Here is a 12,361-nt window from a genome sequence, read left to right as displayed (position 1 = left end):
CACTGATTATCAGAGCATAACATCCAAAACTCACGTTATTTAACTATTTAAAATTGAACACCATTTCACCGAATTGTATTCGGCGAAGTCGCCACGCATGCTCTGAGCCGATAGACGACCTACCTGGCGTCTATGTATTCAAACGAAATGCAACAAAGCATAAATTACACCTTATTAACATATAAATAAAAACTGTAATGAAGTACATCCTCAACAAAAAAGCGAGATTAATCTCCATTAACCTCGCTTTTTTTTTATAGTATAAATATTACCAACCGCCAGCGGTATCGTCTCCTCTTGGATCGGCACCTGTTTGGTATTTTCCATCTTTGGTTATTAAAATAGCATCTACCCTGCCAATACTGCCACGCTTATAAAAAGTATAACCTTTGGCCTCTAATGTTTTTTGCACTTCTGGAGTTAAGGCATTGGGCTCAATATCAACTCTGTCTGGCAACCATTGATGGTGAAACTTTCTAGCATTAACAGCCTGTTGCATATCCATACCAAAATCAACCACGTTTATAATACTTTGGAAAACAGAAGTCATAATAGTTGAACCACCCGGAGTTCCAACTACCATGAACAATTTTCCATCCTTTTCTACAATAGTTGGCGTCATAGAGCTTAGCATACGTTTATTTGGCGCTATAGCATTAGCTTCGTAACCTATTAAGCCAAAGTAATTTGGCACTCCTGGTTTAACCGAAAAATCATCCATTTCGTTATTTAACAAGAAACCTGCCCCTTTTACTACTACATAGTTGCCATAAGAGGTATTAATAGTAGTGGTTAATGATACCGCATTGCCTTCTTTATCAACTATAGAGAAGTGCGTAGTTTGCTCGCTTTCTTTTTTACCAAATTCTCCTGCTTGGATTTCGCTGCTTGGCGTAGCTTTATCCCAGTTTAAATTTGCCATTCTGCTTTTGTTATAGGCAGGCGTTAATAATTCTTTTTGTGGTACCTTCCAAAAATCGGGATCGCCAAGGTGCTTAGCCCTGTCTGCATATACCCTTCTTTCGGCCTCTACCATTACTTGAATTGTAGAATCGGCATTAAAGCCCCAAGTTGAAAGCGGATAAGCTGCTACCGATTGTAGAAGTTGAACTAGGGCAATACCTCCGCTTGAGGTTGGAGGCATCGTAATTACCTTGTACCCTTTGTAATCGCCCACAATTGGTTTTCGCCAGGCAGCATGATAGTTTTTTAAATCTTCTTTCGAGATCAATCCTCCGCCTCTTTTCATTTCTTCGGCAATATAATTCGCTACCTCACCTTCGTAAAAGCCGGCACGGCCTTTATCGCGAATTAACCTCATGGTATTTGCCAATTCTTTTTGAACAAGAAAATCTCCGTCTTTCCATTCGCCATTTTCTTTAATTAATGCCGTACCCAATGGATTATATTGCTGAAACTTGCTTTTCAGCCTATTTAATTCACGTACTTGCTGTTTGGTAAGCCTAAATCCCTTATCGGCCAATTGATAAGCAGGTTCTACTATTTCACTCCATTTTAGCTTTCCGTATTTTTTATGCAACTCTACCATACCCGAAACAGTTCCTGGCACACCTGCAGCTAAATGTCCTTCTTTACTCTTATCAGAAATTGGATCGCCATTTGCATCAAGAAACATATCCTTATGGGCTAATCCAGGGGCTTTTTCCCTAAAATCCATAGAGGCAATTTCTCCTTTAGCAGAGCGATAAATTAAAAAACCGCCACCACCAATATTACCTGCATTAGGATAAACCACCGCCAGTGCAAATTTTACTGCAACTGTTGCATCTACTGCATTACCACCTTTCTTTAAAATTGCCACACCTACAGCGGTAGCTTCTGGATGGGCAGAAACAACTGCTCCATTTTCAAATTCTAGTGCTTTCCTATCGAAACCCGATGCACCAGCCTTTGATAAAAACTCAAATGCCTTTACATTTTTTTCTTTTTCTACCTGAGCATTTGCCTCATCAAGGTTTAAAATAACCATTGTGGCAAACAGTGTCCCTACTTTAAACGTTTTATTTAGTTTCTGGATGATAGTTTTCTGCATCTTTATATATTTTTTCTATAATTTCTTTATTCTTTTCTAAAATAACCTTACGTTTTAAGCTCAATTTAGGCGTTAGTTCTCCCGCATCTATGCTCCATTCTTTAGGTAGCAAAGCAAATTGCTTAATTTGTTCCCATTTTCCAAATTCTTTATTAGCTTCGTCAATTAACCTATGGAATTTTTCTTGCACCTCATTGTTAGCTACTATAGTTTCATTGCTTTCATAAGGTATTCCTTTTAGGGCGCACCAGCTTTTTAAAGCCTCGAAATTTGGCACTACCAAGGCCGATGGAAACTTCCTGTTTTCGCCCAGCACCATCACATGTTCAATTAACGGAGCTTCTTTTACCTTATTTTCAATCATTTGCGGTGCAATATATTTACCTCCCGCAGTTTTAAACATCTCTTTCTTTCTATCCGTAATTTTTAGAAAGCCTTCACTTAATTCGCCAATGTCGCCTGTATGGAACCAACCCTCACTATCGATAGTTTCGGCGGTTAAATCGGGACGTTTGTAGTAGCCTTTCATGACGTTATGGCCTTTTACCAATATTTCGCCATCTTGCGCTATCTTTACTTCCACACCTTCAATTGGCTTGCCCACCGCACCAAATTTAATGGCATCAAAATGGTTCACCGATATTACAGGAGAAGTTTCTGTTAAGCCATAACCCTCAAAAACTGGTAAGCCCGCTGCCCAAAACACCCTAGCTAAACGCGGGTTTAAGGCTGCTCCTCCCGAAATAATGACCTGTATATTGCCACCTAAAGCCTCTTGCCATTTTTTAAAAACTAACTTTCGGGCAATGCCAAGCCTAAAATTGTACCACCAACCTTTATTGGTATCATATTGCTCTGCCAAAGCTAAAGACCAAAAGAAAATCATTTTCTTTACGCCCGTTAAGGCTTTGCCTTTCTCAACTATCTTATCATAGACTTTTTCTAACAGTCTTGGGACCGTTGAAAAACCACTTGGTTTTACAAATTGAATATCGGCAACTATGGTTTCCATACTTTCCGCATAATACATGGCGATATTTAAGTACGCGTACAAATAAGAGATCATTCGCTCGAAAATGTGCGACAAAGGCAAGAAACTAAGTGCATGAGTTACATTGGGCGGCAACAAAACAGCCGACTTCTTGAAGTTCTGCACCAAATTGTCGTGGGTGAGCATTACACCTTTAGGGGTGCCGGTAGTGCCCGAAGTATAAATAATGGTTAAAATATCTTCTGAGGTAACGGCGCTCCTGTACGTTTCTAAATTTACATCTTGCAGCTTCTCTTTTCCTTGTACTACCAAATCTTCCCAATGGTTAGCACCAGCCACTCTGTTAAAAGTGTAAATTTTAACTTCGTGTGCTACCAATGCTACTACTTTCTTCGCTTTTTCGTATAGTTGCTCATCGCCAACAAAAATCACGGTAATTTCGGCATCCTCAATAATAAATTTAATGTCGTTTTCTCCTAGTGTTGGATATAAAGGAATTTGATAAGCCCCAAGCTGCATAATGGCATAATCACAAATATTCCATTCAGGTCTGTTGGCCGACATAATGGCTACCCTAGCGCCTTTTTCAATCCCTAGTGCGGTAAGCCCCCTACTCAAATGATCGGTAACTTCACAAAACTTTTGTGTACTATATTTAACCCACTCGCCACTTATTTTCCCACTAATAAACTCTTCTTTCGGAAAATTCTCCAAATTATATTTTAGAAGATCAAAAACCCTTGTTACTGAAACTGACATACAATAAATTTATATAGGCTAAACTTTAAAATCGCCATTTGTGGCTGTACAATAACCTAATTTAAGGCTTTTAATTGAAATTTATACTATGCAAGCATAATTATTTTCAATTACATATATTTACCCCGAAAACAAAAAAACACTAAACTGTTGGTTGAAATGTAGAAAAGGCACACAATTTGTAAGCGATGTGTAATTTAAAAACAAATTTCAAACACATGAAAAAATTACTATTTACAATTATCGCAAGTGCAGCTCTTTTTACAATGAATTTGTCTAATGCAAATGCACAAGAGTACAAAAACGCTATTGGTGGTCGTTTTGGCAGCTATAACGGTGTTTCTTTTAAAACAGGTCTTAACAAAGGCGCCATGCTAGAGTTAATCGGTAACTTTAGAAGTTCAAATCATGTAGATTACATCCAATTAACGGGGCTTTACGAAAAATACAATGCAATTAATGGCGCCCCAGGCTTAAATTGGTACTATGGTGCTGGTGCTAGTATAGGTTCTATGAAAGTTAAAGGCTTTGATGGTGATGTTTACTTAGGTTTAAACGGTGTTTTAGGTTTAGATTACAAATTTAACGGAGCTCCTATCAATTTATCTTTAGACTGGATCCCAACTTTACGTTTAACTCCTGATACAGATTTTTATAGTGGCGATATTGGTTTAGGTGTACGTTTCACTTTCTAACCATACCAGCTTATAAACAAAAATGGCCCCGAACAATTAAATTCGGGGCCATTTTTATTTTAGATACCCATCCATCTTTTTCTTACCGCCAGTTGTTGCGGAGTGGCATTCTCGTTATAACTTGCTTTTATACGAACATTAGGGCTTTCTTTTAACGTTAAAGAGATTTTTTTCTCTAAACCATCTCTCTTTACGGTTACCTCCACTGTATCGCCAAGTTGTTTTTTAGCAATGGTAGGTAAAGCATCTAAGCTAAATGCTGGTGTTATTCTAAGCCCACGCATTTCATCAGCTATGCTGGTGCCATCTATAGCCAGAATTTCGTCGTTTACATTTAAACCTTGCACCCATGCTGGCGAATTTCTAGCAATGCCGCTAACAGTAACATTTCTTTCCACTTTTAATGAAGCGCCCGTATATGGCTTATTTGGAGAAGCAAGTTCTTTGCTTGCATCGATAGCTGCATAAGCAAAGTATTTTTCAAAATCTATATCATCTGTTCCATCAATATATTTTGCCCAAAATTTAGTAAAGTTAATACCACTAATTTTTTCTACCATGGCTTTAAATTCTGCATCGGTATAGCCTCTTTTTTGAGCATTGCCCTGCAAATACATTGCTTTCATCACATCGTCTAAGCTTTTAGCACCTTTGGTGGCATTGGCTATTTCCAAATCCATTAACAAACCAATAATTTCTCCTTTGCTGTAATACGAAATAGAATTGTTTTTAGAGTTTTCATTAGGTCGATAGCCTATAATCCAAGCATCGAAACTCGAAGCAGCGGCCGATTGTACCTTTGCTCCTGGCGTATTGATTACTGTACCCAACGCCCCAACAAGATCGTTCAAGAAGGCCGTACTATTGGTTGCTCCTGCCCTTACCAATAACTTATTTTCGTAGTACGATGTAAAGCCTTCCGATGTCCAGAGGTTAGTGGTGTAGTTTTCATTGTCGTAATCAAACGGGCCTAAGGCAATAGGGCGCATTCTTTTCACATTCCATAAATGAAAATATTCGTGTGCCACCAACGAGAGAAAACCTTTGTATCCTCTTTCTGTACCATAGGCATTTCTGCTAGCACCCAATACGGTAGAGTTAAGGTGTTCTAAGCCACCTCCGCCTTGCGCATAGTTGTGTACAATAAAAGTATAATGCTTATTAGGATTATCGCCAAAAATCGCGGTCGATTGCTCTACAATTTTTGCCATATCTACTTTTAAGCGCTCCTTATCATAGTTACCGCCGCCGTACATGGCAACAATATGCTTTACGCCAGCAGCATCAAATTCAAACACATCTTGGTTACCTACTTCTATTGGGCTATCAAAAAGCACATCAAAATCTGAGGCATAGTAGGTAAATTGCTTTCCGGCAACAGGCTCCAGGCCTGTGTTTACTTTATCCCATTTGCCAAAAGGTATAATTTTTACCGTACTCGGATTTTTCAACATGCCTGCTGGATACATAAAAATACCCGCCGATGAAAGAAAAGCATGCGACTCGTCTATAAATGCAGTGCGCACCGAAATTTCAAAGGCATAAACCCTATAATTTACTTTAATTGCTGCCGCCTTTGCATTATAAACACGCCAAGTATTTTTGGTAATCTTTTGTACTTTAGTTGGCTTACCATTAGTGGTTGCCGTAAAGCTTTCTACATTTTTCGCAAATTCACGCACCAAATACGAACCCGGTGTCCATACTGGCATTTTTAAATCTACGTAGTCTTTTGCCGCAATGCCCGACATATTCATTTCAACTTCTGCGTAATGTGCTTGTGGTTCTTTAAAAGAAACCTCAAAGCCTATTTTAACCTGCGATTTTGCTGCCATGGTTAGTGTTAGTAATAATGCAATTCCTAATATTTTTTTCATTTTGTTAGTTAATTATAATAGACGCTAGCCTAATAGTAGAATATCAAGCCTTTTTCCACAAAAATATAATTTAAAATTACTTTCCTCAATGTTTATATATTAACTGCTGTAACATACTTAGTACATGTTCGTAAAGGAAAAACAAATAGATATTTTTGTTTGTATTCATTTCGCTATTTTGAGCCAGAATACCTAACTATTTTTAAACCTTAATTCCTTCATTAATTTGATGAACCGCTTAGGCTCAAAACATGAAGGCAAACCAATACAAATGAAAAAAAGATACATTTTCTATCTCCTTTTGGCTTTAGGCCTAGCCTACTTAGTGTATTACAGAATTACTGAAAATAAAAAAATAGAAGGCGGAGGAACGGCAAAGGGCGGCAAAGGTAAAGGCGGGGCTTCTTTAAACGTTGATGGTATTGTTGTAAAGACCGGAGATTTTGCCGACAACCTAGAAATTACAGGCAACATTGAAGCCAACGAGGCCGTAACGCTAAAAAGCGAAGTAGCAGGTTTGGTTACCGGTATCTATTTCAAAGAAGGAAGCAGCGTAGCTAAAGGCACCTTGCTGGTAAAAATAAACGACAGAGATATACAAGCACAACTTAAGGAAGCAATTACCAAACAAAACCTTGCTACCAATAACGAAAACAGAGCCAAGCAATTACTAGAAAAAGGAGCCATTAGCCAAGAAGAATACGATAATTCACAAGCCGAATTGCAAACCTTAATGTCTCAAGTACAATTAATTAGGGCACAGCTAGCAAAAACAGCTATTATTGCGCCATTTAGTGGCAAAATTGGTTTACGCAATATTTCTGTAGGCGAATACATTACGCCTAACACTGCCATCGCCAATTTACTAAACACCAATCCAGTAAAAATTAGTTTTTCAATTCCAGAAAAATACGTAGCGCAGTTAAAAACCAATAGCAATATCTCTTTCCATATAGATGGCAACAATAAAAACTTTACAGGAAAAGTATTTGCCATAGAGCCTGGCATTAACCAACAAACCAGAACCTTACAAATAAAAGCCTTAGCACCAAATGCCAACAACGAACTGCTGCCGGGTTCATTTGCCAGAGTAAAGCTAACCTTAGCGGCTATTAACGATGCAATGTTGATTCCTACTGAAGCCGTAATTCCGGTACTCGAAGGCAAAGTGGTGTATATTGTTAAAAATGGCAAGGCACAACAAGTCCCTATCGAAACGGGCACCAGAACGGCCAATAAAATTAGGGTGCTTTCTGGCTTAAACATTGGCGATACAGTACTTACCACCGGTGCCATGGCATTAAAACCCGAGGCAGATGTAAAAGTTAAAATAGCAGAAAACTAAGCATGAGTATATCAACCACTAGTATAAAAAGGCCCGTTCTAGCTATTGTAATGAACCTTGTCATTATCCTTTTCGGGGTTATTGGCTATACCTTTTTGGGCGTAAGAGAATACCCATCCATAGACCCCTCGATCATTTCCGTTAGAACATCTTATCCCGGTGCAAATTCCGATATTATCGAATCGCAAATTACCGAGCCACTAGAAAAATCTATCAATTCTATTGACGGAATTAAAAACATCACCTCATCGAGCAACCAAGGCACCAGTAACATTACCGTTGAATTTAATTTAGGGAAAGACATAGACGTAGCCGCAAATGATGTGCGTGATAAAGTTTCGCAAGCTGCCAGAAACCTGCCAAAAGATATTGATGGTTTACCGGTAGTTAGCAAAGCCGATGCAAATTCGGATGCCATTATTTCCATGACCATACAAAGCGATAAACGCGGCGTAACCGACTTAAGTGATTTTGCAGAAAATGTAATTGCAGACAGGATACAGACCATTCCGGGCGTAAGTAGCATGCAAATTATGGGGCAGCGTAAATACGCCATGCGCATTAGGATAGACCCTACTCGGTTAGCCTCTTACGGCTTAACTTCGCGAGATATCGTAACCGCTTTAGATAAAGAAAATGTAGAACTCCCTTCTGGCAAACTAACTGGTGCTGCAACAGAACTAACGGTAAAAACATTAGGAAAATTGACCAATGCCGAAGAGTTTAACAGTTTAATCTTAAAAAGCGACAGCAATAACGTAGTGAGGTTAAGAGATGTTGCTGTGGCCGAAATTGGTTCGGAGAATGAAGAAACGGTACTTCGCGAATCGGGCAAACCCATGGTGGCAATAGGCGTTATTCCACAGCCCGGAGCCAACTACCTAGACATAGGCAAAGAATTTTATGCCAGGTTTGATAAACTACAAGCAGACATGCCTTCGGACATTAAACTTAAAGTATCCTTAGACACTACCAGGTTTATTAAAAGTTCGGTAACCGAAGTAGCAGAAACCATCCTTATCTCGCTAGTATTAGTAATTTTAATTATTTACCTGTTCTTTAGAGATTGGGGCATTGCTTTCCGCCCTTTAATTGATATTCCGGTATCTTTAATTGCTACCTTTTTTATCATGTACATTTTTGGATTTTCTATTAATGTACTTACCCTGCTTGCCATTGTTTTGGCTACCGGCCTAGTGGTAGATGACGGTATTGTAGTTACCGAAAATATTTTCAAAAAAGTAGAAGAAGGATACTCGCCTATAGAAGCTGCCATAAAAGGCTCTAACGAGATTTTCTTTGCCGTAATTTCTATTTCTATTACCCTAGCAGCGGTATTTTTACCCGTAATATTTTTGCAGGGGTTTGTAGGCCGGCTTTTTAGAGAATTTGGGGTTACTATTGGGGCTGCAGTACTCATTTCGGCATTTGTATCGCTTACTTTAACCCCAATGCTAAACGCGTATTTAATGAAGAAGGGTGGCCACAAGCCTTCTAAATTTTACAGGTTAACAGAACCTTATTTTGTAAAGCTTAATGAAGGCTATCAAGCCAACTTAGAGAAATTCTTAAACCGCCGTTGGTTAACAGCTCCAATCATTTTAGGCTGCGCAGGGTTGATATTACTATTCTGGAATGTATTGCCCAAAGAAACTGCCCCTTACGATGACAGAAGCGCCATTAACATGAGGATAAGCACCCCAGAAGGTTCTTCATTTGCCTTTACAGATAGGTTTATGATGAAAATAAACCAAATGGTACAAGACTCCGTTCCCGAAAAAAATGTAAACATTACCATTACCTCTCCGGGTTTTGGAGGTGCAGGCGCTACCAATTCGGGGTTTGTAAGAATGGGTTTAATTGATCCTGGCGATAGAGATAGAAGCCAAAAGGAAATTGCGGACAACTTAACCAAAATTACCCGAAAATATACCGAAGGCAAAGTAACGGTAACCCAACAACCTACTATTTCGGTAGGCAGAAGAGGCGGTTTACCCATCAGTTATATTATACAGGCTCAAAACTTTGAGAAGTTGCGTGAAAAAATACCCCAATTTATGGACGAAGTATCGCAAGACCCTACCTTCACTACTTCGGATGTGGACCTTAAATTTAACAAGCCTGAAATTAACCTTACCATCGACAGGGAAAAGGCAAAAAATTTAGGCGTATCTATTGTAGATATTGCACAAACCCTGCAATTGGGGCTAAGCGGACAACGCTTTTCGTACTTTTTCATGAACGGCAAACAATATCAGGTAATTGGTCAGTTTGATGTAAGCAACCGTAAAGATCCTTTAGATTTAAGCTCGGTATATGTACGTAACGACAAAGGAAACCTCATACAACTCGATAACTTAGTTACCGCCAAAGAGCAAAGCAGTCCGCCGCAATTGTACCGCCATAATAGGTTTATTTCGGCCACCGTATCTGCCGGCCTAGCACCCGGAAAAAGTATAGGCGATGGAATTGATGCCATGGATAAAATTGCGGCAAAAGTATTAGACGATACCTTTACTACCGATTTAGGTGGCGAATCGCGAGATTTTAAGGAAAGCTCTTCTAACACAATGTTTGCTTTTGGCTTAGCGTTACTATTGGTTTACTTAATTTTAGCAGCACAGTTCGAAAGCTTTAAAGACCCCATCATTATCATACTTACCGTGCCGATGGCCGTTGCAGGGGCTTTCTTGTCGTTATGGCTGTGTGGTCAAAGCTGGAATATCTTTAGCCAAATTGGAACAATCATGCTGATTGGTTTAGTAACTAAAAACGGTATTTTAATTGTAGAATTTGCCAATCAGCTAAAAGAACAAGGTAAATCGGTACAAGAAGCCATTAGAGAGGCCGCAGTTTCTAGGCTGCGCCCTATCCTGATGACGAGTTTAGCCATTGCCATTGGTGCACTACCTATTGCCATGGCCTTAGGAGCAGCAGCAAAAAGCAGGATGAGCATGGGAACGGTAATTATTGGCGGCACCCTATTCTCCCTTATCCTTACCCTCTTTGTAATTCCGGCCATTTATTCGCTATGGTCTAAAGAACACAAAGAAAACACCGAATTAAAGCAATCTTTAGCCTTGGCATTAGCCGATGAAGAACAACCTAAAAACCAATAAAAAAAATGGCGCAACTAGGGCTAAAATATCGTTTTGACCTTGATAAGCCACACGAAGAGCGACAAAAAAGACAAATGAATAGAAAACATGATATAATACATGGTTTGCTTGCTACCTTCTCGCTATGCTTCCTAAGCATTTCGATAGCTTATGCGCAAGAAAAGCTGACTTTAAAAGAGGCCATTAGCATTGCTTTGCAAAACAATTACGATATTAAACTAATTAAAAATGAAGTAGAGGTTACCAAAAACAACAATAATTTAGGTAACGCCGGCATGCTACCTTCCCTTAGTGGGGACTTTTCTACCGGTGGCAGTAAACAAAACAGCGTACAAACCCAAGCAAGTGGGAACGAAAGAAAAATAGACGGTGCCAGGAACAGCAATATGGCTTATGGAATTGGTTTAAACTGGACAGTTTTTGACGGCTTTAGCATGTTTGCTAATCACGATCGGTTAAAGGCGTTGCAACAACAAGGCGAAAAAAATGCTGATGCGCAAATTCTTAATACCATTACCGAAGTGCTAGCTGCCTACTACAATGTAGCTAAACAACAACAATTGGTAATAGCTGCCGACAGCACTATTGATATTTCGGCATTTCGTTTACGCATTGCAGATAGTAAGTTAAAAATAGGGCGTGGCTCTAAACTAGATTTACTGGCCGCCCAAGTAGATTACAACACAGACACCTCCAATTATTTACAGCAAAAAAACCTGCTCCATAATTACCTCGTTGCCTTAAATAAGTTATTGGCCAGAGATGCAAACATTAAATTCTCTGTAGAAAATAACTTCGAGATTGATGCCGATTTGAATTACACTACGCTCGCCTCGCAAGTTGAACAACTAAACCCAGCACTGCAAAGTGCTATCCTTACTAAAAAAATAGCAGAACTTAACTTAAAGCAAGTTCAAGGTAATCGTTACCCCCAAGTTAGTGTTAACAGCGGCTATAACTTTAATAGAAGCGAATCGCCAACCGGTTTTAACACTAAATTTAGAGCACATGGTTTTAATTATGGGCTAACCGCTAGCATCAACATTTTTAATGGCTTTTTACAACGTCAAAACGAAAGAAATGCCAAACTGAATATTAACTCGGCCGCATTGCAAATAGATCAAACCAAGCAAAATTTAGCTGCCCAATTAATTACTGCCTATCAAGATTACAGCACTTTTATTGAGCTGGCCAAACTAGAGCAGGGCAATATTAAAATAGCCAATCAGAACTTAGACATCACCTTAGAAAAATACAGGCTAGGGAACATTACACCATTAGAACTTAGAGAGGCTCAAAAAAATGCCATCAATGCCAACAATAGATACTTAGAAATCAAATACCAAGGTAAATTGGCCGAAGTTTATTTAAAGCAAATTAGTGGGACTTTAACCTTACAGTAACGTGAGTTTTGGGTCTTATTTTTAGGCTATGCCACATGTCAAGCCCTAGCAAACCCCATTAAATTCACTTAAAACCGACCTTGGTCTTTGCGGTAGCGGTAAAATTGCCTTAGCATTAA

General features: G+C 39.1%; 7 protein-coding genes. 4 read left to right on the top strand and 3 right to left on the bottom strand.

The features are described from left to right. Positions 1 to 268 precede the first annotated feature (268 nt). Positions 269 to 2,053 (bottom strand): gamma-glutamyltransferase, encoded by a 1,785-nt coding sequence (ggt, locus tag B3I52_RS15825; protein ID WP_293303165.1) that lies wholly within the window; start codon positions 2,051 to 2,053, stop codon positions 269 to 271. Then, on the bottom strand, positions 2,022 to 3,803 hold the full coding sequence (locus tag B3I52_RS15820) for an AMP-dependent synthetase/ligase (RefSeq protein ID WP_293303163.1): 1,782 nt from the start codon (positions 3,801 to 3,803) through the stop codon (positions 2,022 to 2,024). The genes ggt and B3I52_RS15820 overlap by 32 nt, the downstream gene beginning before the upstream one ends. Before the next feature lie 218 nt (positions 3,804 to 4,021). On the opposite strand from B3I52_RS15820, the gene B3I52_RS15815 reads away from it, so the two are divergent. Then, positions 4,022 to 4,498 carry a hypothetical protein gene (locus B3I52_RS15815; protein WP_293303162.1) on the top strand — a complete coding sequence of 159 codons (477 nt, stop codon included), beginning with the start codon at positions 4,022 to 4,024 and terminating at the stop codon, positions 4,496 to 4,498. Positions 4,499 to 4,557: 59 nt separating this feature from the next. Here the strand turns inward: B3I52_RS15815 and B3I52_RS15810 are convergent, their stop codons facing one another. After that, positions 4,558 to 6,375: a M61 family metallopeptidase gene (locus tag B3I52_RS15810; RefSeq protein ID WP_293303159.1), complete on the bottom strand. Its 1,818-nt coding sequence runs from the start codon at positions 6,373 to 6,375 to the stop codon at positions 4,558 to 4,560. Positions 6,376 to 6,646: 271 nt separating this feature from the next. Between B3I52_RS15810 and B3I52_RS15805 the strand changes: the two genes are divergently transcribed. The 3 genes from B3I52_RS15805 to B3I52_RS15795 are packed head-to-tail and all read left to right on the top strand — an operon-like array spanning position 6,647 to position 12,242. After that, a complete protein-coding gene (locus B3I52_RS15805; protein ID WP_293303156.1) occupies positions 6,647 to 7,720 on the top strand; it encodes an efflux RND transporter periplasmic adaptor subunit in 1,074 nt (357 codons plus the stop codon). Between the two features lie 2 nt (positions 7,721 to 7,722). After that, a complete protein-coding gene (locus B3I52_RS15800) occupies positions 7,723 to 10,839 on the top strand; it encodes an efflux RND transporter permease subunit (RefSeq protein ID WP_293303154.1) in 3,117 nt (1,038 codons plus the stop codon). A 5-nt stretch (positions 10,840 to 10,844) separates the two neighbouring features. Then, positions 10,845 to 12,242, top strand: coding sequence for a TolC family protein (locus B3I52_RS15795; RefSeq protein WP_293303153.1), 1,398 nt, complete (start codon positions 10,845 to 10,847; stop codon positions 12,240 to 12,242). Positions 12,243 to 12,361: the final 119 nt, after the last annotated feature.

The organism is Pedobacter sp. UBA4863, assembly GCF_002399615.1.
Lineage (GTDB): Bacteria > Bacteroidota > Bacteroidia > Sphingobacteriales > Sphingobacteriaceae > Pedobacter.
The sequence above is the reverse complement of the archived record's forward strand: the minus strand, read 5'-3'. Positions and strand labels throughout refer to the sequence as shown.

What these genes read in the sequence shown, in the direction of transcription:
- ggt (WP_293303165.1), bottom strand. Translation starts at nt 2,053, where the DNA reads ATGCAGAAAACTATCATCCAGAAACTAAATAAAACGTTTAAAGTAGGG.
- B3I52_RS15805 (WP_293303156.1), top strand. Translation starts at nt 6,647, where the DNA reads ATGAAAAAAAGATACATTTTCTATCTCCTTTTGGCTTTAGGCCTAGCC.
- B3I52_RS15795 (WP_293303153.1), top strand. Translation starts at nt 10,845, where the DNA reads ATGGCGCAACTAGGGCTAAAATATCGTTTTGACCTTGATAAGCCACAC.
- B3I52_RS15820 (WP_293303163.1), bottom strand. Translation starts at nt 3,803, where the DNA reads ATGTCAGTTTCAGTAACAAGGGTTTTTGATCTTCTAAAATATAATTTG.
- B3I52_RS15815 (WP_293303162.1), top strand. Translation starts at nt 4,022, where the DNA reads ATGAAAAAATTACTATTTACAATTATCGCAAGTGCAGCTCTTTTTACA.
- B3I52_RS15810 (WP_293303159.1), bottom strand. Translation starts at nt 6,375, where the DNA reads ATGAAAAAAATATTAGGAATTGCATTATTACTAACACTAACCATGGCA.
- B3I52_RS15800 (WP_293303154.1), top strand. Translation starts at nt 7,723, where the DNA reads ATGAGTATATCAACCACTAGTATAAAAAGGCCCGTTCTAGCTATTGTA.